Raw genomic sequence first — 17,342 nt, 5'->3', positions numbered from 1 at the left:
GAAAACGCCGCGTCCCTGAGGGACGCGGCGTTTTCCTGAATTCTACAGGCTCTGGCGAACCCTAGCGACGAACGGTGCCACCACGGACGGCCACAAGGCCTTCGCGCTGTGCCCGCTTGCGGGCGAGCTTGCGCGCACGGCGAATGGCTTCAGCCTTCTGGCGAGCCTTCTTCTCCGAGGGCTTCTCGTAATGGTTCCGACGTTTCATTTCACGGAAGGTACCCTCCCGTTGCATTTTTTTCTTCAGCGCGCGGAGCGCTTGCTCCACATTATTATCGCGCACAACGATCTGAACGATGGCTCTCTCTCCATTTTGCTGGACGCGAGGGCCACCCCCACGTCGCTAGTTTGCCAGCTTCGCGGCTGATACCAGAGCCGCGAAGCTGAGTCTACTCTGTCAGCGCACTCGCACCAGGTGACGCCGCGAGCCCAGTCCGGTACATATGGCACATGATCGACACCGAAACCGCCCCCCGCACTCACACAGAGACCGTCCGCACACAGTTGCTCGAGGCGGCACTGGCCCATGCCGCCTTCGATGGCTGGTCATCCTCGACCTTCAAAAAGGCCTGTGATGACGCCGGCCTGTCGTCAGGCGATGCCCGCAATGCCTGCCCTGGCGGCGATCTTGAGCTGATCGGTTTCTGGTCGCGCCAGCTTGATCGCCAGGCCGGGCGCAAGATCGTCAAGGCCGAGCTGGCCAAGATGAAAATTCGCGAACGCGTCACCTTCGGCGTGCTGTGCCGGCTGGAAGCCATCGCGCCGCACGAGGAAGCCGCCCGGCGTGCCCGCGCACGACTGCTATTGCCGGATGCTGCGGGCCAGGCCCCGCAATTGCTGTGGGCGACAGCCGACACGATCTGGCGTGCGATCGGGGACACGTCCACCGATGCCAATTTCTACTCCAAGCGGGCGATTCTTTCCGGCGTCTTCGGCACGACGCTCTCGAGCTGGCTCAATGAGGACAGCGCGGACAAGCCGCAAGCGCGCGAATTTCTTGATCGCCGGATCCAGAATGTGATGGATTTCGAAAAGACCAAGGGCCAGATTCTCAAACTGACCGCCGACCTGCCCGATATTGGCGGTCTGCTCGGCCGGATGCGTTACGGGCCCGGGCCACGCAGCTAGCTGCCATCAGGCCGCTAGCGCGGCCGCAGGGAGGCGTAATAGGTCTCCAACGCCCCGACTGTCACCAATTTGCGTTCCGGCCAGCGCAGGGCCGTCAGTTGGCCGCCAAACACACATCCAGTGTCGATGCAGATCGTTCGATTGACCCAGACCGCCTCCGTGACCGCCATATGGCCGTAAACCACGTGGGCATCACCGGCATAATCCTGCGCCCAGTCGAGCCGGACCGGCAGGCCGTACTCATCCTGCTCTCCGGTCGTCGCGCCATACAGCGCAAATCCGCGCGCCTTACCGCCACTCTGGTAATGCATGTCCTCGACGAGCCCGGCATGGGCGACGATCAGGCCGCCGCCATCGAGAACATGATGGTGGGCCAGCTGGTCAAGAAACTCATGGACCGTGTCACGAAACCCGTCCGGCTGGGTCTGGAATTGGGATATCGTATCACCCAGCCCATGCGAGACCTTGACGTCACGGCCGAGCAGCCAGCGCCGCAGCTTGTCATCATGATTGCCGGTGACGCACAGCGCCCGCTCCGCTTCAACCATCGACATCGCCAGGCGCAGAACGTCCGGCGAGCGTGGCCCGCGGTCGACCAGATCGCCGAGAAAGACGACGCGGCGGCCTTGCGGGTGTGAAACCTCATAGTGACGATGTCCCTCGGGACCGTCATGCTCAACGAGATAGCCAAGCTTGCCGAGCAGGAGTTCCAGCTCACCGGCACAGCCATGTACATCGCCGACAATGTCGAACGGACCGCGATCATGGCGGCGATCAAAGTGAAGGGTGTTTTGGGGCAACATCTACGCTCCAGGTAAGGTCAGCGGGGAGCGAGAGCAAGGTCCGGCGGGAGGACAGGCTAGCCTGGCAGCGTCCCCAGCCGGTTCACATGGCCCATTTTGCGGCCCTTGCGGGCCTTGCGCTTGCCATAGAGATGCAGGCGCATGTGCGGGTCTGACGCCATCGCTTCCCAATCATCAACATCATGCCCGATCAGATTGGTCATCACCGCCGACGAATGCGGCGCCGGGTCGCCGAGCGGCCAGCCGGCCACAGCGCGGATATGCTGTTCGAACTGGTCGCAGCCACAGGCATCCATCGTCCAGTGGCCGGTATTGTGGACGCGCGGAGCGATCTCGTTGACCAGCAGCGTGCCGCCGCCCAGATCGAACAGCTCGACCGCAAACACGCCGACATGGGCCATGCCATCGCCCAGCGCCGTCGCGATCTCGAGCGCTCTTTCCTGCAGCGCCGCATCGACGCCTGGTGCCGGGGCGGTGCTCTGTTTCAATATGCCGTCGCCATGGACATTTTCCGACAAGGGCCAGGCCTTCACCACACCATCAACCGAGCGCGCCGCGACGACGGACAATTCGCGCTCAAAGGCGGCCGCGCCCTCGAGAATCGCGGGCTGCTCACCGATGGCTTCCCAGGCCGCTGCGGCATCCTCCGGCGTTCGGATCCAGGCTTGGCCCTTGCCGTCATAGCCGAAACGGCGGGTCTTGAGCACGGCGGGCAGTCCGGTCACCGCAATCGCTTCCGGCAGGTCAGCCAGGCCGTCGACCGGCGCAAAGGGCACGGTGGCGACGCCGGTTTGATTGATGAAACGCTTTTCGGTGATGCGGTCCTGGGTCAGTTCCAGGGAACGCGCGCCGGGCCGGAGTGGCGAGGTCGCCGCCGCGACTGTGACGGCCTCGACCGGTATATTCTCGAACTCATAGGTGATGGCATCGCAACGCCCGGCGAAGGCCTCGACGGCGCCGGCATCAGCCCAGGGCGCGGCCCAGGACCGCGCCGCGACCCGCGCGGCCGGACAATCCGGCTCGGGGTCAAAAATATGCATGTCGAAACCCAGCCGGGCCCCCGCGATCGCCAGCATGCGGCCAAGCTGGCCGCCGCCGAGAATACCGATGACAGAGCCAGGCGCGAGCGGGCGTTTACTCATTGCGGGTTCAATCCTCGACCGATTCCGCGACGCTGTCCGTTTGCGCCTGACGCCAGGCCGACAGCGCGGCCTCGATCTGCGAATCGGAGAGCGAGAGAATGGAGGCCGCCAGCAGGCCGGCATTCTTGGCCCCGGCATCGCCAATAGCCAGCGTACCGACGGGAATGCCGCCCGGCATCTGGACGATGGAGAGCAGGCTGTCCTGGCCGTTCAGCGCCTTGGATTTGATCGGCACACCAAGCACAGGAAGGCTTGTCATCGACGCGACCATGCCGGGCAGATGCGCCGCCCCGCCGGCACCGGCGATGATCACCTTGATGCCCCGGCCACGCGCCGCTTTCGCAAACTCGACCATTCGGTCGGGTGTACGATGGGCCGAGACCACACGGGTTTCGTAGCCGATCTTCAATTCGTCCAGAATGTCAGCGGTTTTCCGCATGGTCGGCCAATCTGACCGCGACCCCATGATGATGGAGACGTCGACGGGATGAACCGGAGAAGTCGGCGAAAAATCGCTCATAATGCTTCCTGCGTGTGAAAAGGAAGCGCGGGACCATAGCTTTCAGCAGCCGCAGGTCAAGATGGCCCGTCGCGCCAGCGGGTTTCTTTTCATTTTTGAGGGTTTCTTAACCACACTTGGCGAGCCTGAGCATGAAAAGAATCGCCCAGGACGCTCCCATGCGCATCGGACCCACAAATACGACGCGAAACGTCGCGCGTGCCGGCAAGACCGGCGCGGCCAAGAGCACGGGCCCGGCAGGTTCGGCCGAGGCTCCGCGCGATGCCGCTTCCATCATGGGTGTGCCGGAAGCCGAGCTGACCCCCAATGTTCAACGGGCCCTGCTGTCGCTGATGGGCGAGGTCGATCAGCTTCGCAAGGATACCGAGCGCCTGCGTGGCCGGGTCCGCGAACTGGAATCCCTCGCCGATCATGATGTCCTGCTGCCCGTGCTCAACCGGCGCGCCTTCCTGCGCGAAGTCAGCCGTGCACTCGCCCTGGCCGAACGGCATAATGCACCCTCGGCCCTGATCTATCTCGACCTGAACGGGTTCAAGGACATCAATGACACGTATGGCCACGCCGCTGGCGATGCGGCGCTACACCATGTCGCGGCCCAACTGACGGCCCATGTGCGCGAAACCGATGCCGTTGGCCGCCTGGGCGGAGATGAGTTCGGCGTGGTTCTGACCCTGACCGGCCCGGCCGGTGCCGACACCAAGGCGCGTGAGCTGGTCGAAATTCTCGAGACCGTGCCCTTCGTGCATGGCGGCAAGGAAATGCATGTTGGTGTCGCCTGGGGCGCCCATCCGCTCGAAGCCGGTCACAACGCCGCCGAGGCGATGGCAGAGGCCGATGCGATCATGTATGCGCGCAAGCAGGATCAGAAGCGCCAGCTCGAAGCGGCCGCGCGCAAGAAAGCCTGATACCGGCTCCCGGTTCGCCGGAGCCCAAGGCCATGTCAGGCAATGATATCGGGTGTCAGCTGATCATTCAGCGCCGCGAGACTGTCCTTGATTCGCAGCTTTTCCTTTTTCAGGCGCGCCAGCTTGAGCTGGTCTACGACACCGTTTTCCGCCAGCGCGTCGACCTCATTATTCAACGCCGCATGCTCATCACGCATCAATGAAATACGTGAGCGCAATTCCTGCTGATCCAAGATTTCTCCGTCCATTTCAGTACGGTCTCATTTCTGGCCGAGGCGGCCGTGCGGATCCTGCGGAGGCTGAAAGCGTCCGTCGGCACCCGTCGCGCCGATGCCGACATGATAGCGCTTTTTCGGTCGCAAAGAAATCACCGAGTCTGCGGGCCAGCGATCAGCCTGCGGCCCGTCAGCGGCGCCCGCCTTCAAGATCCTCACCCCAGCGGCGCGTCGGCGTCCAGTCGAGATCGAACAGGTCGAGTGCCCGCCCGACCGATTGATCGATGAGATCATCAATGGTTTCCGGCTTCGCATAGAAGGCCGGCATTGGCGGACAGATGATGGCGCCCATCTCGGTCAGGCTCGTCATGGTCCGCAAATGGCCGAGGTGCAGAGGCGTCTCGCGCAACATCAGGACAAGGCGCCGGCGCTCCTTCAGGACAACGTCAGCGGCGCGCGTCAGCAGGCTTGATGTCACCCCGGATGCGATCTCCGACATGGTGCGCACCGAACACGGGGCGATCAGCATGCCGCGGGTCTGGAAAGAACCCGAGGCGATGGGTGCGCCGACATCGGGCATTTTATAAACATGATCAGCGCCGGCACGAAAATCGGGAATCGACAGGCCGGTTTCATACCGCAGCGTCATCTCGGCAGCCTTCGAGGCCACCATATGGGTCTCGATTCCAAGCGCCCGCAGGGCCTCCAGGGCCCGAATGCCATAGATGATCCCGGAGGCCCCGGAGACCCCGACAATCAGGCGGTCTGACTTCACCATCTTCTAACCCCGAAACGTTTCGTGAGTAGACATAGCGCCGGAACGTGCTTCAATCCATTCATCCACTTCACCAGAGGAGTTTAATCCATGCCAATCGCAGCCCGCATTCGTGAGCTCGACGCCCGTCATACGCGTCTGGACGCCCAAATCGACGAGGTTTTCAATCACCCGTCGGCGGATTCGCTTGAGGTCGCGCGGATGAAGAAGGAGAAGCTTCGGCTCAAGGAACAGATAGAGGCCCTGCGAACGGGCGAGCTGAAAACGCTCGTTGGATAGTGAATTTCACGGGGGCGGCTTTCGGGTCGCCCCTTTTACGTTGTAGACTGAGTGCGTGTGAGACGAGGACGCAAGAGATTGCGGTCAGGGAATCGGAGATCGAAATGCGTGTCCTAATCGTGACCGCGTGCGCCTTGTGCCTTGGGTTGCCCGCTGTCGCTGCGGCCCAGAAGACGGCCGATACCTGCCTTGATGGCCGTGCAGCCATGGATGCCGGCGACAGCGCCCAGGCAGCAGATCTGCTCCTGGAATGCCTGGCGACCAGCGAACAGGAACCGGAGGCCGAGGTTCAGACCTACGCCGCCCTTGGCGCGGCCTATCTCGCAGAACGGGCCTTCGAGGACGCCCTGTCCGCCTATAATATGGCCTTCGCGATCGCTGACACCCAGCAGGCCGCGATCGCCAACCCAACCCTCTGGCGCAATCGTGGCATCGCCCGCGCCGAGCTCGGACAGCTCGAGGGCGCCCTGACCGACCTTCAGCATGCGGCAACGGACATGCCGGATGATGTCCTGACCTATCTGAATATGGGATTCGTCTACCAGCAGATGGAGCGGCACGCCGACGCCGTGGTGTCCTATGACCGGATCGTCCGGCTCGAGCCGGAATGGATGGGGGCCTGGCTCAATCGGTCGAGCGCCCTGCTTGACGCAGGGATGACTGCAGCCGCCGTGGCCGATGCCCGCCAGGCCGTGGAGCTGGAACCCACCAATGGTTCGAGCCTGAACATGCTGTGCTGGACGCTGATCCAGGACGGGCGCGCCGACACCGCCCTGCCCCTGTGCGAAGAGGCTGTCGCGATCGAGCCGGACACCGGTGCGATTGTGCACTCCCACGCCACAGCCCTGGAAGCTGTCGGCCGTCTGGACGAGGCGCTGGTGCTCTACCGTCGCGCCCATCAACTCGATCCCGACGACCCGCAGATTACCGCCGACTTCGAACGCACCCGGCATCCCTGAACATCGCTCCGGCCACGCCGGCCGCTGAATTGCCTAACGCATCAGCGTATGCGAGTGGAGACAATTGAACGGCGCTCAATGCGCCGGATTTACAGGAAGGTTTTTCCCATGGCCTCTGGCGATCGCGTTGCAATCATTACCGGCGGTGCAAATGGCATCGGCAAGGCCTGTGCCCGCCGTTTGAGCGAGGATGGATGCCGTGTGGTTATCGCCGATATCGACACGGCAGCGGGCACGGCACTGGCCAGCGAACTGGGCGGCGAGCGCGGCCGGGCGCTGTTCGTTCCCTGCGATGTCTCGGATCGCCTGTCGGTCAGCAATCTTCTGGCAGAAACCCGGTCAGCCTTCGATCGCCTGGACATTCTGGTCAATAATGCGGGCATCGTCGCGCGCGGCGATATCCTCGAATTGTCGGAAGCCGATTTTGACCGCGTCATCGGGGTCAATCTGCGCGGCGCCTTCCTGGTCGCCCGGGCCTGTGCCAAACAGATGGTCGAACAGATCGAGGACAGCAGCGAGCGCGCCGATGATGCCCGGCGTCGCTACGCGATTATCAACATGTCCTCGGTCAACGGGATCATGGCGATTCCCGACCAGCTGGCCTATTGCACCAGCAAGGGCGCGCTGAACCAGCTGACCAAGTCGATGGCCCTGGCCCTGGCCAAATACGGAATTCGCGTCAATGCGATCGGGCCCGGCAGCATCAATACCGATGTGCTCAAGGCGGTGAATGACGACAAGGCGGCGATGGACAAGATGCTGTCGCGCACGCCGATGCACCGGATCGGTGACCCGGACGAGATCGCCTCGGTCGCCTCATTCCTCGCGTCAAAGGATTCGAGCTATATCACCGGCACCACGATCTATGCCGATGGTGGCCGCCTGGCGCTCAACTACATCGTCCCGACGGACCAGTAGCGAAAACAGGACCGGCATGCGTGGCAGGCGATTGACCTGCCGCCGGCATGCCGGTCCCGCTGATGCTATTCTTCGTCTTCTTCGGCGTTCTTCTTCGACGGGCTGCCGAACAGGGTTTCGAGATTGATCTCGCTATTGGCGCGTTCATCAGCCTCGGGAACCAGCTGCTCTCTCGGCTTCAGCGTATCGGCCAGCAGCTCGGGATTGTCTTCCTCGATCTTGCGGCGGCGCGACGAGGCCTTCTTGACCTGTTCGTCGAGATCAATCTGGCTGCAAAGGCCAAGCGAAACCGGGTCGGTCGGCTTGATGCTGCTGGAATTCCAGTGTGTGCGATCACGCACCGCGCCAATCGTCGTCTTGGTCGTACCGACCAGTTTCGAGATCTGCGGGTCCGACAATTCCGGGTGATTGCGGACCAGCCATGCGATCGCGTCCGGGCGATTCTGGCGGCGCGAGAGCGGCGTATAGCGTGGACCGCGGCGCTTGGCCGGCTGGTGCAGGTCGGAATATTTCGGCTGCACCGGTGTCATCCGGAATGTTGACTTGCCTTCGGCCTTGGCGATTTCCTCGCGGGTCAATTGCCCGTTGGAGATCGGATCGGCACCGCGCACACCAACGGCGACATCGCCATCAGCAATACCTTTGACTTCCAGCGGATGCAGACCACAGAAATCCGCAATCTGGTCAAAGGTCAGCGAGGTGTTGTCAACGAGCCAGACCGCCGTGGCTTTCGGCATCAGGATCTCGGTCATGTCTTGCTCCTTCGGAGAAATAAAAAAAGCCCGACGCGGTGCCGGGCTTGGGCTTCCGACGCTAGCGGTCTGAGTATCAGTCCAGCCAAGCGATTTGCCGCTTCTATATCGCAGCGAGCCCGGTCTGCAAAGCGGATATCGCTTCCATGGATCAGGGCAGTAGCAGAATCTTGCCGGAATGCGCTCCTGAATCGAGCCGTTCGTGGGCGGAACGGACATCAGCGAGAGCAAAACGGGCATCGATGACCGGCCGCAGCTGCCCGGCTTTGATCCATGGCCAGACGGTCTTGCGCAGTGCGGCGGCGAGCCTCGCCTTCTCCGCGACAGGCCGCGCCCGCAGCGTGGAGCCGGTGAGGGTCAGGCGTTTGAGCATGACGCGCATCATGTCCAGCTCGACCCGGCTGCCCTGAAGAAAGGCAATCGAAACCAGGCGGCCGCCGGGGCGGGCCAGATTGACATTTTTCTGCACATAACTGCCGCCGACCATGTCGAGCACGACATCAGCGCCGCCTGCGTCCGTCACGATCGCCTCGAAATCCTCGGTGCGATAATTGATCGCGCGATCGGCACCGAGCTGCCGGCACAAGGCGCACTTCTCGTCCGTTCCGGCTGTGGTGAAGACCCGGGCACCTGCGGCCTTGGCCATCTGGATTGCCGTCGTCCCGATTCCGCTCGATCCGCCATGAATCAGAATTGTTTCACCGGGCAACAATGCGCCAATCTCGAACACATTCGCCCAGACGGTGAAAACTGTTTCGGGTAATCCCGCCGCCTCGACCAGGTCGAGACCGGTCGGCACAGGCAGAACCGAACCCGCCGGAGCGACCACATGATCGCTATAGCCACCGCCGGCGACCAGGGCACAGACCGGCTCGCCCGGTGCGAAACCCGTCACGCCTTCACCCAGCGCCTCGACATGACCGGAGACTTCCAGACCGAGGCCTTCGGGTGCACCGGGCGGTGCCGGGTAGAAGCCCATCCGCTCAATCTGGTCAGGCCGGTTGACGCCGCACGCAGCGGCCCGGATCAGGATTTCACCGGGCCCGGCCTGCGGCACGGGCCGCGTTTCGATGCGCAAAACCTCAGGCCCGCCAGGCGGATTGGCCGTAACGATGCGATTTGTTCCGGTGCCGGGCATGGGCGTTTTCCACTCTTCAGGTTATGCTGTGACGCACAGATTGCGGTGTCAGGATTTTGATGGAGGTCAACATGTTCCATGACGATGAGACGGTCGCAAGTAGCCTCAAGCCGGAAGCCATCATCCCCGGCGCCGATTTGAGCGCGCTCTCCCTCTCCGATCTCGCCGAGCGGCGGGTATTGCTGGAAACCGAAATTCAGCGAATTGACGCCATTACTGAGAAAAAGCGGGCCGGACTGAGCGCGGCGGACGCCGTCTTCAAGATTTGATCAACCAATTGGGTCACTCTGGCCCGAGCTTTGCTACGAATCGCCAGAAGCTGAAGATAGACGGACAACTGGACGAATGATGACCGATAGCCAGACCCCTACCCTTTTCCCGGCCGGCTCCGCACCGGCAGCCCGGGCCATGGACTTCTGCAAATCCGAGATGTTCGGCAAGCTCTTCCGCGAGGGCATGGACCTGGTCGAGGAAACGGCGAGCTATCTCGACGGCGCGGGCCGCGATGATGCCAAATCCCTCAACCGGGCGGGTGCACTCTCCTACGCAACGGAAAGCATGAAGCTGACGACGCGGCTGATGCAGGCCGCATCCTGGCTCCTGGCGCAGCGCGCGGTCGCCGAGGGCGAGATGACCGCTGAAGACGCGACCGACGGCAAGTACCGGCTCGGCAGCGACCGGCCAACCGAACAATTATGGCCCGAAGGCGAGACCCCGCCCGCCATTCTGACCAATCTGGTCGAACGCTCGCGTTCGCTCTATGCGCGCCTCAAGCGGATCGATGACAATCTCTATGCCGATGGCATGCCGGAGATCGAGAGCAATCCGGTCGCCGACCATATGGAAAGACTGCGCGGCGCCTTCAGCCAGGCCTGATAAACCCGCCAGTTTGCAAAAGGCCCTCCGAAGCAATTCGGGGGGCCTTTTGCATTTCACGATGCCAGACAGAGAAAAGGCGCGATCCGGTGAGGATCGCGCCTGTTTCAATCAGGTCAGTGCGTAAAGCCTCAAGCGAAGCCTTTGAACTTGTCCTTGAAGCGCGAAACGCGGCCGGCGCGGTCAAGCAGGTGTGCATTGCCGCCGGTCCAGGCCGGGTGCGAGGTCGGATCGATATCGAGATTGATCGTGTCGCCTTCCTTGCCATAGGTCGACTTGGTCTGGAAGGTTGTCCCATTGGTCATCACGACATTGATGATGTGATACTCGGGATGGATATCTTGTTTCATCGGTCCGGCTTTCTTCTCTCGCTGTGCCACGCCAACTCGCGTGACGCACACAGCTGATATCTCTCAGGAGCGGGGCTGATACCTGAAGAAGTTGAGCGAGGCAAGCGAGGGAATGAGTCGGGTGACTCGCGTTTCGACCTAGCTGGCGTGAAATTCTCGACATGCGCATGTGGCATGCGTACAAGCATGCTCAAAAGTCAGAAGGCGCGTGTGATGAAATATGAAACGCCAGCGAATCGCAAACGGGTCAACCTGACCGTCCGCGAGGACGTCATGTCGGAAGCCCAGGCCCTCGACATCAACATTTCGCGTGCCGCCGAAGCCGGGATCGAGGCTGCCCTGAAGGCCGAGCAGTCGCGACGCTGGCGTGAAGACAATGCCGACGCGATCAGGGCTCACAATGAACGTATCGAACGCGAGGGCATGGCGCTTCCCACTCCCTGGTGGGCAGAAGAGGAAGTGTAAGTGGCCCGCTTTGACCTTTTCCGGGTCAACAGCCGACGAATTCCGCTGATGGTGGATGTCCAGGCTGAGATTCTCGGCGATCTGGCCAGCCGTGTCGTCATCCCGCTGCGTGTCGTCGATCAGGCTGGAGAGCCGCCACTGCCGGGACTGAAGCCGGTCCTCGTAATTGGCGGCCAGTCTTATCTGCTCCTGGCGACGGATACTGGGGCCCAGCCAATCCATTGGCTCGGCAAACCGGTTGGAAATATCAAGGAGCATCGCGACGAGATCACGTCCGCGATGGACTTCCTGTTTCAGGGGTTCTGAAAGTCCCCTAACGCGACGTCAGCTTCAGCTCGATGCGGCGATTACGGGCATTGTCTTCGGCCGTGCGGCCAGACACCAGAGGGTGGAACTCGCCAAAGCCGGCCGCAACCAGGCGTTCCGGCGGCACCCCCAATTGCTCCATCCATTGCACAACCGAGATCGCCCGTGCTGCGGACAAGTGCCAGTTGGACGGATAGGTCGTGCGGATCGGCACCGGATCGGTATGACCGTCAATGCGGATCACCCATTCCAGATCGGAGGGAATTTCCGACGTCAGCTGGATGATCGCATCGGCGATCGGGCGCAGGCTCTCGCGGCCCTCATTCGACAGCGCGGCTGACCCGGACGGGAAGAGCACGTCGGTCTCGAACACGAAGCGGTCACCGACTATGCGCACCCCGGTACGATTGCCGAGAATGGCGCGCAGGCGGCCGAAGAAGTCGGAACGATAGACCGCCAGTTCCGCAGCACGCTCGGCCAGGGCGGCATTGAGGCGTTCGCCGAGATTGATGACCTGGACCTCCGCCTCCTCGGCGCGCTGTTCCGAGGCTTCAAGGGCAGCATTGAGCGTCGCGATCTGGTCGCGCAGGACCTGCATCTGCTGGTTCAACAGCGCCAGCGCCCGCAGGGACTCGGAGGACATTTCGCGCTCGGCCTCAAGCTCGGCACTCAATGACTCGGCCTGGCCATAGGCCATCGCCAGCGCGCTGTTGAGGGCATCGCGCTCATCGACCAGCCCGGTGATGCGCACTTCCAGCTCAGCATTCTCGTCGCGCGCCAGATCGAGCTCATTGGCGAGCTGGGAGAGCTGGGCATTGAGGTCGGCCAATTGCTGGTCACGGCCCGTCAGGGCGCGGCTGAGGGCAAATTGTCCGGCCACGAAAATCGACAGCAGAAAGACAATGACCAGCAGCAACGTCGCCAGCGCGTCGACGAAGCCGGGCCAGTGGTCGCCGTTGTCAGCCTCCTGGAAACGCGAGAAACGCGGCGACGCCATGATCTATTCCCCCGCCCGGTCCCGGGCCTCGAGCGTTCGGATCAGGACGCGAATCTCATCGCGCAGGGCACGCGCAGCCTCCTGCTGCCCTTCGCGGGCATCTTCGGCAAAGCGCTGCATCGTGGTGTCGAGCTGGCGCGTATGGCGCTCCAGCGTGTGCGAGAGACGGTCGAGGGTTTCGGCGGTCTGCTCGAGCAGGGCCCCGACATAGGCCGAGGAGGTCTCGCCATCGCCACCGCTTGCCGGTCCGGCGGCCGAGAGGCGCGAAATGGAGGAGAGCCATTCCTCGATCTCATTGTAGAAACGGTTCTGGGCCCGGCTGGCCTGCAGATCGAGGAAGCCGATCACCAAGGAGCCGGCGAGACCAAACAGCGAGGAGGCAAAGGCGGTGCCCATGCCCTCGATCGGGTCCTGGATCGCCGCCATCAACCGCATCACATCGGCTTCACCACCGGTCGAGCTCTCGGTCACGGCGCGCACGGCCTGACCGACATCGGAGACCACGGAGAGCAGGCCCCAGAATGTGCCGAGCAGGCCGAGGAAAATCAGCAGGCGGCCGAAATAGCGCGTGAAAGCGCCCGCTTCCGACATCCGCGCACCGACCGAGTCGAGCACGGTGCGCACCGAGCCGGCCGAGAGGCGGACACGGCCATCGGTCTCACCGATCATCGAGGCCATAGGGGCGATCAGGGCGGGCGGTGGCGGCAGGGTGATGCCGGCCTCGGCCGAGCGGAAACGCTTGAGCCAATTGGCTGCGGGGCCGATGCCCAGCGCCTGGGCGAATGTGTAGAGGACGCCGATCACCAGCACGCCGAGGATGACGCCATTAATCGCCGGATTGGCCTGGAAGGCCTCGATCAGCTGGGCATGCAGGAAGACCGCGAGGGCGATCACCACGGCGGTGAATAATGCCATCCAGACGATATAGCGCCAGGGGCCTGTGAAATGGACGTCCGGCCGGATCGCGCTCATCCGCTCATCATGCTGTACAGGCATCACTTCCCCTCACATCGCTCGCTGCGATACTCATCCCAAGGCATTGGGACGATTTGGTGGCGAGGTCAAAGCTGAAGCGGGAAAATCTGCACGCAAGACCGCGACCGCGATCAGACCGCGGCGACTTTCAGCCGTTCGAGCAATTGTGCCAGCATGCTCTCATTGCCAGCCGCGATATTGCCGCTGGAGAGCACATCCTTGCCACCATCGATATCGGCGATATAGCCCCCGGCTTCGCGCACCAGCAACAGGCCGGCAGCGATATCCCAGGGCTTCAGATCGCGTTCCCAGAAGCCGTCGAAACGTCCCGCGGCCACCCAGGCCAGATCGAGCGAGGCCGCACCCATGCGGCGGATGCCGGCGGTGCGTGGCATGACCTGGTGCAATTCCTTGAGGAAGCGCGCATGGCCGGTCTTGCCGACGAAGGGCATGCCGGTCGCGAACACGGCTTCATCGAGCTGATTGCGACCCGCAACACGCAGTCGGCGGTCGGCCAGCCAGGCCCCTCGGCCCTTTTCAGCATGGAACATCTCATCCGTCGCCGGATTATAGACGACGCCGGCCACCAGTTCGCCCTCACGCTCGAGGGCGATGGAGACGGCGAAATGCGGCATGCCGTGCAGGTAATTTGTTGTGCCGTCGAGCGGATCCACGATCCAGCGGTGCGAACGGTCAGAGCCTTCGACAATGCCGCGCTCTTCCATCAGAAAGCCATAGCCCGGACGCGCCGTCATCAGGCGGTCATAGATGATCTCTTCGGACTTGTGATCGGCCATCGTCACGAAATCGGCCGGACCCTTCTTGGAATATTGCAGATGTTCGACATCGCGAAAATCGCGGTTGAGCTTGCGCCCGGCGCGGCCGGCAACATCGACCATGACGGTCAGAAGAGGAGAGAGAGCACCCATGAGGACTATTCCGCCCGTTTCACGTAAGAACCATCTTCCGTCGCAATCACGACGCGCTCGCCGGTGCCGACGAAGGGCGGGACAGCTGTGCGGATGCCGTTTTCCAGGATTGCAGGCTTGAAGGAATTGGCAGCGGTCTGCCCCTTCACCACCGGCTCGGTCTCGGTGATTTCCAGCGTCACGAATTGCGGCAGGGTAATGCTGATCGGGCGCTCCTCGTGGAATTCGACCACGACATTCATGCCGTCCTGCAGATAGGCGGTGCTTTCCTCGCCCACGAAATCCTTGCGCAATTCGATCTGCTCATAGGATTCAGCATCCATGAAGGTCAGCGTATCGCCGCTGTCGAACAGGAAGGTCTGGTCGCGCTGCTCGAGACGGACGCGCTCGACCTTGTCGGCGGCGCGGAAACGTTCATTGAGTTTGCGGCCATCGAGCAGGTTCTTCAGCTCGACCTGGGCAAAGGCACCGCCCTTGCCCGGCTTGACGTGGTCGGTCTTTACCGCGACCCAGAGCGAATCCTGATGTTGCAGGACATTGCCGGGGCGAATTTCGTTGCCATTGATCTTCATGCCGTCACCTATCGGAAAACCGTGTGTACTGCCCTTGGGCCGTAGAGTGGCGCTCTCCTATCAGCGGCGGCAGGTATCGGCAAGCGGCGCGGCACCTGACCGCTAGCGCAAAGCCTCGACCTGGCCCCGGATCCGCTCCTGGACATCGGGCGGCAAGGCTCGCTCCAAACCGGCCTGAAGCCGGTCACGATCGGGATCGCCGACCGGAGCACCGAGCGCATCGACCGCGGCCATCAGCGTCCAGCCATAAGCGGTTTCCAGATCGGCCGTCACGCCATCACCGCGGGCCAGGGCAAAGGCATAGAGAAACTGGCTTTCGGCATCGCCGCCGCGAGCCCCCTGGGCGAACCAGACAGCTGCCGAGCCCGGATCGGGCTCGCCGCCGCGCCCCTGATACAGCATCAGCCCGTACTGGCCGGCGGCCGGAGCATAACCGCTCTCGGCAGAAATCCGCATCCAGCGCAGCGCCGCCGCGTCATCCTGATCGCCGCCTTCGCCATTGGCCCACATCATCGCAGCCTGGAAGGCCGCTTCGGCATGGCGATTACTCGCGGCGCGTTCATACCAGCTGCGGGCGCCGGCGGAATCGACCGGGCCACCGGCGCCGGCATCGAGCATTTGCGCCAGTTGATACATCGCTTCGGGCGAGCCTTGCTGCGCAGCGCGCTCGGCCCATTCGCGGGCCGGGATCGCATCCTGCGGCACCGGGGAATTCTTCAACTCGACCGCCAGGCCCAGCATGGCATTGACATGGCCGGCCCGCGCCGCGCGTTCAAACCAGCCGCGTGCAGACCCAAGTCCGAGACCCGGATCGCCGCGGCGTGCCAGCAGGGCGAGCTGATAGAGTGCGACGGGCGCGTCGTCCTCGGCGGCACGGCGGAACCATCGCGCCGCGGCAGCATGGTCCGGCTCTCCCGTCAGCCCGTCGCGGGCGATCATGCCGGCCAGCATCGCCGCCTCGGTATTGCCACCGGCGGCAGCGGCCTCGGCATATTGCCGGGCGAGAACCCAGTCCTGGCCGATATAGGCGATCTGGGCGCGGTAATAGGCAGCGTCCGCCGCATTGAGTCCTGTCGGGACTTCGGCCTCGGCCGCGTCCATTCCGGCAATTGCCGCGTCCTGGATATCCTGCGGTAGCAGCATGAGCTCGGCAGGAAAGGCCTCCTGCGGCTCGGCGGCTTCGGTCGGTGTGTCCACCTCGAACTGCGCCAGCGCAGGTGCGGCGAGGACAAGGCTCAGGCAAAGGGCAGAGAATATTTTCATACCGCCTATCAGCGATGCGATTGCGGCAAGGTCAAGACCGCGGATTGATAACTGAGGCATTTGTAACCTGGAGAGCGCCGCTTCAGCGGGCCGCGCACAGGGCCTGGAAGGCGGTCGCCGCGGCGGCCGGTCCGTCCGGATGCTGCCAGACGCCCGCTGAAACGGCGATAAAATCAGCGCCCGCGTCGATCAGCGAACCCGCATTGTCCACCGTAATGCCGCCGATCGCGACGCAGGGCAGCTCAAACACCTCAATCCACCACTGGATCAGGTCGATATCGGCCTGATGGGAGACAGCCTTGGTGGTGGTGGGGAAAAAGGCACCGAAGGCGACATAATCGGCACCCGCCTCGCCGGCCAGCATCGCCAGATGGCGGCTGTCATGGCAGGTCACACCAATCGTGCCGTCCTTGCCGAGCAGCTCGCGGGCGGCTTTAACGCTGCCATCGCCCTGCCCCAGATGCACGCCATCACAGCCCAGTTCGACCGCCAGTTCCACGTCATCATTGAGGATGGCGGCAACGCCATGGGCCTGGGCGAGCGCGATCAGCGGCGGCGCCAATTCGCGGATCTCGTCGGGCTGATGATCCTTGAGCCGGATCTGCAGCGCCGCGACGGCGCCGGTTTCCAGCACTTCGACGAGGGTTTCGGCGAATTGCGCATCGATGCGCGGCGGGGTGATCAGGTAGAGCTGGGTTGTCATGGCGGCGTTTTGACCGATTTCAGGCCGGGTGGCTAGTGGGCCTGCATCGCCGCGCACACGAAAATCTCCACGCGGCTCGCCGCTGGAGGTTTGAGTGGGCCTCCCCGGTTTGGGAGGTGTGCGGGACGCCGGCGAATGCCGGAGCTGTTGTAGGTTTAGGGGGCATCCGAGACGTCCCGCACGTGGAGATTTGCTCAGGTCCCTCGCGGGCCCTGCCTCGAAATGACCGTGGACGAACAGTCGAGCATTCATGCTGCCCTTCCCCGATCATGGCCTCACCAGAGCTTGAGGATGTCACCCCTCTGCCCGGACGAGCTCCACGCTCCCGATCGCCGCGAATGACTGAGCTCACGCCTCCCGTGCGACCGGAAC

24 protein-coding genes are annotated in these 17,342 nt (G+C 63.1%); 9 read left to right on the top strand and 15 right to left on the bottom strand.

Translation table 11 applies throughout. The features are described from left to right. Positions 1-61 precede the first annotated feature (61 nt). A complete protein-coding gene (gene rpsU / locus BLT42_RS05840; protein WP_091768260.1) occupies positions 62-298 on the bottom strand; it encodes a 30S ribosomal protein S21 in 237 nt (78 codons plus the stop codon). Between the two features lie 152 nt (positions 299-450). Between rpsU and BLT42_RS05835 the strand changes: the two genes are divergently transcribed. After that, positions 451-1,128 carry a COQ9 family protein gene (locus tag BLT42_RS05835; protein WP_091768257.1) on the top strand — a complete coding sequence of 226 codons (678 nt, stop codon included), beginning with the start codon at positions 451-453 and terminating at the stop codon, positions 1,126-1,128. Positions 1,129-1,142: 14 nt separating this feature from the next. On the opposite strand, the gene BLT42_RS05830 is transcribed toward BLT42_RS05835, so the two are convergent. From BLT42_RS05830 to purE, 3 genes are read right to left on the bottom strand one after another with little or no spacing between them, the layout of a single operon-like run. After that, positions 1,143-1,931 (bottom strand): metallophosphoesterase, encoded by a 789-nt coding sequence (locus tag BLT42_RS05830; protein WP_091768254.1) that lies wholly within the window; start codon positions 1,929-1,931, stop codon positions 1,143-1,145. A gap of 56 nt (positions 1,932-1,987) precedes the next feature. Next, positions 1,988-3,073 carry a 5-(carboxyamino)imidazole ribonucleotide synthase gene (locus tag BLT42_RS05825; protein ID WP_091768251.1) on the bottom strand — a complete coding sequence of 362 codons (1,086 nt, stop codon included), beginning with the start codon at positions 3,071-3,073 and terminating at the stop codon, positions 1,988-1,990. Between the two features lie 7 nt (positions 3,074-3,080). Next, a complete protein-coding gene (gene purE / locus BLT42_RS05820; RefSeq protein ID WP_091768248.1) occupies positions 3,081-3,593 on the bottom strand; it encodes a 5-(carboxyamino)imidazole ribonucleotide mutase in 513 nt (170 codons plus the stop codon). A gap of 158 nt (positions 3,594-3,751) precedes the next feature. Between purE and BLT42_RS05815 the strand changes: the two genes are divergently transcribed. Further along, positions 3,752-4,498, top strand: coding sequence for a GGDEF domain-containing protein (locus BLT42_RS05815; RefSeq protein ID WP_233342345.1), 747 nt, complete (start codon positions 3,752-3,754; stop codon positions 4,496-4,498). A 35-nt stretch (positions 4,499-4,533) separates the two neighbouring features. On the opposite strand, the gene BLT42_RS05810 is transcribed toward BLT42_RS05815, so the two are convergent. Both BLT42_RS05810 and BLT42_RS05805 read right to left on the bottom strand, forming a co-directional pair. After that, complete coding sequence (locus BLT42_RS05810) at positions 4,534-4,695, bottom strand: YdcH family protein (protein ID WP_233342344.1); 162 nt, start codon at positions 4,693-4,695, stop codon at positions 4,534-4,536. 208 nt (positions 4,696-4,903) lie between these two features. Further along, positions 4,904-5,491, bottom strand: a complete 588-nt coding sequence (locus BLT42_RS05805) for a UbiX family flavin prenyltransferase (protein WP_091768242.1) — start codon at positions 5,489-5,491, stop codon at positions 4,904-4,906. Positions 5,492-5,578: 87 nt separating this feature from the next. Here BLT42_RS05805 and BLT42_RS05800 point away from each other — a divergent pair, with 87 nt between their 5' ends. The 3 genes from BLT42_RS05800 (at position 5,579) to BLT42_RS05790 (ending at position 7,644) form a co-directional block, all read left to right on the top strand. Further along, positions 5,579-5,767 carry a YdcH family protein gene (locus tag BLT42_RS05800; RefSeq protein ID WP_091768239.1) on the top strand — a complete coding sequence of 63 codons (189 nt, stop codon included), beginning with the start codon at positions 5,579-5,581 and terminating at the stop codon, positions 5,765-5,767. Between the two features lie 104 nt (positions 5,768-5,871). Further along, positions 5,872-6,726, top strand: a complete 855-nt coding sequence (locus tag BLT42_RS05795; RefSeq protein WP_091768236.1) for a tetratricopeptide repeat protein — start codon at positions 5,872-5,874, stop codon at positions 6,724-6,726. Positions 6,727-6,834: 108 nt separating this feature from the next. Further along, complete coding sequence (locus BLT42_RS05790) at positions 6,835-7,644, top strand: SDR family NAD(P)-dependent oxidoreductase (RefSeq protein WP_091768233.1); 810 nt, start codon at positions 6,835-6,837, stop codon at positions 7,642-7,644. A gap of 65 nt (positions 7,645-7,709) precedes the next feature. Here BLT42_RS05790 and BLT42_RS05785 read toward each other — a convergent pair whose 3' ends face one another. After that, positions 7,710-8,396, bottom strand: coding sequence for a DUF1013 domain-containing protein (locus tag BLT42_RS05785; protein ID WP_091768230.1), 687 nt, complete (start codon positions 8,394-8,396; stop codon positions 7,710-7,712). 151 nt (positions 8,397-8,547) lie between these two features. After that, positions 8,548-9,534, bottom strand: a complete 987-nt coding sequence (locus tag BLT42_RS05780; protein WP_091768227.1) for an NAD(P)H-quinone oxidoreductase — start codon at positions 9,532-9,534, stop codon at positions 8,548-8,550. A 71-nt stretch (positions 9,535-9,605) separates the two neighbouring features. Here BLT42_RS05780 and BLT42_RS05775 point away from each other — a divergent pair, with 71 nt between their 5' ends. Further along, entirely contained in the window at positions 9,606-9,803 is a 198-nt protein-coding gene (locus BLT42_RS05775) for a DUF1192 domain-containing protein (RefSeq protein WP_143024058.1), read from the top strand. A gap of 79 nt (positions 9,804-9,882) precedes the next feature. Beyond that, positions 9,883-10,410 carry a protease adaptor protein RcdA gene (gene rcdA / locus BLT42_RS05770; protein WP_091768670.1) on the top strand — a complete coding sequence of 176 codons (528 nt, stop codon included), beginning with the start codon at positions 9,883-9,885 and terminating at the stop codon, positions 10,408-10,410. Positions 10,411-10,541: 131 nt separating this feature from the next. Here the strand turns inward: rcdA and rpmE are convergent, their stop codons facing one another. Then, positions 10,542-10,760: a 50S ribosomal protein L31 gene (rpmE, locus tag BLT42_RS05765; protein WP_091768221.1), complete on the bottom strand. Its 219-nt coding sequence runs from the start codon at positions 10,758-10,760 to the stop codon at positions 10,542-10,544. A 174-nt stretch (positions 10,761-10,934) separates the two neighbouring features. Between rpmE and BLT42_RS05760 the strand changes: the two genes are divergently transcribed. After that, positions 10,935-11,225 carry a type II toxin-antitoxin system CcdA family antitoxin gene (locus BLT42_RS05760; protein ID WP_233342342.1) on the top strand — a complete coding sequence of 97 codons (291 nt, stop codon included), beginning with the start codon at positions 10,935-10,937 and terminating at the stop codon, positions 11,223-11,225. Beyond that, positions 11,226-11,531, top strand: a complete 306-nt coding sequence (locus tag BLT42_RS05755; RefSeq protein WP_267887695.1) for a CcdB family protein — start codon at positions 11,226-11,228, stop codon at positions 11,529-11,531. It abuts the gene before it with no gap. 7 nt (positions 11,532-11,538) lie between these two features. On the opposite strand, the gene BLT42_RS05750 is transcribed toward BLT42_RS05755, so the two are convergent. From BLT42_RS05750 to thiE, 6 genes are all read right to left on the bottom strand, one after another. Next, on the bottom strand, positions 11,539-12,528 hold the full coding sequence (locus BLT42_RS05750; RefSeq protein WP_091768215.1) for a peptidoglycan -binding protein: 990 nt from the start codon (positions 12,526-12,528) through the stop codon (positions 11,539-11,541). Between the two features lie 3 nt (positions 12,529-12,531). Continuing rightward, positions 12,532-13,524 (bottom strand): hypothetical protein, encoded by a 993-nt coding sequence (locus BLT42_RS05745; protein ID WP_091768212.1) that lies wholly within the window; start codon positions 13,522-13,524, stop codon positions 12,532-12,534. Positions 13,525-13,634: 110 nt separating this feature from the next. Next, positions 13,635-14,432 (bottom strand): inositol monophosphatase family protein, encoded by a 798-nt coding sequence (locus tag BLT42_RS05740; protein WP_091768209.1) that lies wholly within the window; start codon positions 14,430-14,432, stop codon positions 13,635-13,637. Positions 14,433-14,437: 5 nt separating this feature from the next. After that, a complete protein-coding gene (gene efp, locus BLT42_RS05735; protein ID WP_091768206.1) occupies positions 14,438-15,004 on the bottom strand; it encodes an elongation factor P in 567 nt (188 codons plus the stop codon). A 102-nt stretch (positions 15,005-15,106) separates the two neighbouring features. Further along, on the bottom strand, positions 15,107-16,267 hold the full coding sequence (locus BLT42_RS05730; protein WP_176780270.1) for a tetratricopeptide repeat protein: 1,161 nt from the start codon (positions 16,265-16,267) through the stop codon (positions 15,107-15,109). A gap of 82 nt (positions 16,268-16,349) precedes the next feature. Beyond that, entirely contained in the window at positions 16,350-16,970 is a 621-nt protein-coding gene (gene thiE, locus BLT42_RS05725) for a thiamine phosphate synthase (RefSeq protein WP_091768199.1), read from the bottom strand. Positions 16,971-17,342 lie beyond the last annotated feature (372 nt).

This window comes from Maricaulis salignorans (assembly GCF_900103475.1).
GTDB lineage: Bacteria > Pseudomonadota > Alphaproteobacteria > Caulobacterales > Maricaulaceae > Maricaulis > Maricaulis salignorans.
The sequence above is the reverse complement of the archived record's forward strand: the minus strand, read 5'-3'. Positions and strand labels throughout refer to the sequence as shown.

Coding starts and splice junctions, on each gene's coding strand:
- BLT42_RS05835 (WP_091768257.1), top strand. CDS start 451: ATGATCGACACCGAAACCGCCCCCCGCACTCACACAGAGACCGTCCGC.
- BLT42_RS05830 (WP_091768254.1), bottom strand. CDS start 1,931: ATGTTGCCCCAAAACACCCTTCACTTTGATCGCCGCCATGATCGCGGT.
- BLT42_RS05825 (WP_091768251.1), bottom strand. CDS start 3,073: ATGAGTAAACGCCCGCTCGCGCCTGGCTCTGTCATCGGTATTCTCGGC.
- purE (WP_091768248.1), bottom strand. CDS start 3,593: ATGAGCGATTTTTCGCCGACTTCTCCGGTTCATCCCGTCGACGTCTCC.
- BLT42_RS05815 (WP_233342345.1), top strand. CDS start 3,752: ATGCGCATCGGACCCACAAATACGACGCGAAACGTCGCGCGTGCCGGC.
- BLT42_RS05810 (WP_233342344.1), bottom strand. CDS start 4,695: ATGCGTGATGAGCATGCGGCGTTGAATAATGAGGTCGACGCGCTGGCG.
- BLT42_RS05805 (WP_091768242.1), bottom strand. CDS start 5,491: ATGGTGAAGTCAGACCGCCTGATTGTCGGGGTCTCCGGGGCCTCCGGG.
- BLT42_RS05800 (WP_091768239.1), top strand. CDS start 5,579: ATGCCAATCGCAGCCCGCATTCGTGAGCTCGACGCCCGTCATACGCGT.
- BLT42_RS05795 (WP_091768236.1), top strand. CDS start 5,872: ATGCGTGTCCTAATCGTGACCGCGTGCGCCTTGTGCCTTGGGTTGCCC.
- BLT42_RS05790 (WP_091768233.1), top strand. CDS start 6,835: ATGGCCTCTGGCGATCGCGTTGCAATCATTACCGGCGGTGCAAATGGC.
- BLT42_RS05785 (WP_091768230.1), bottom strand. CDS start 8,396: ATGACCGAGATCCTGATGCCGAAAGCCACGGCGGTCTGGCTCGTTGAC.
- BLT42_RS05780 (WP_091768227.1), bottom strand. CDS start 9,534: ATGCCCGGCACCGGAACAAATCGCATCGTTACGGCCAATCCGCCTGGC.
- BLT42_RS05775 (WP_143024058.1), top strand. CDS start 9,606: ATGTTCCATGACGATGAGACGGTCGCAAGTAGCCTCAAGCCGGAAGCC.
- rcdA (WP_091768670.1), top strand. CDS start 9,883: ATGACCGATAGCCAGACCCCTACCCTTTTCCCGGCCGGCTCCGCACCG.
- rpmE (WP_091768221.1), bottom strand. CDS start 10,760: ATGAAACAAGATATCCATCCCGAGTATCACATCATCAATGTCGTGATG.
- BLT42_RS05760 (WP_233342342.1), top strand. CDS start 10,935: ATGCGTACAAGCATGCTCAAAAGTCAGAAGGCGCGTGTGATGAAATAT.
- BLT42_RS05750 (WP_091768215.1), bottom strand. CDS start 12,528: ATGGCGTCGCCGCGTTTCTCGCGTTTCCAGGAGGCTGACAACGGCGAC.
- BLT42_RS05745 (WP_091768212.1), bottom strand. CDS start 13,524: ATGCCTGTACAGCATGATGAGCGGATGAGCGCGATCCGGCCGGACGTC.
- BLT42_RS05740 (WP_091768209.1), bottom strand. CDS start 14,432: ATGGGTGCTCTCTCTCCTCTTCTGACCGTCATGGTCGATGTTGCCGGC.
- efp (WP_091768206.1), bottom strand. CDS start 15,004: ATGAAGATCAATGGCAACGAAATTCGCCCCGGCAATGTCCTGCAACAT.
- BLT42_RS05730 (WP_176780270.1), bottom strand. CDS start 16,267: ATGAAAATATTCTCTGCCCTTTGCCTGAGCCTTGTCCTCGCCGCACCT.
- thiE (WP_091768199.1), bottom strand. CDS start 16,970: ATGACAACCCAGCTCTACCTGATCACCCCGCCGCGCATCGATGCGCAA.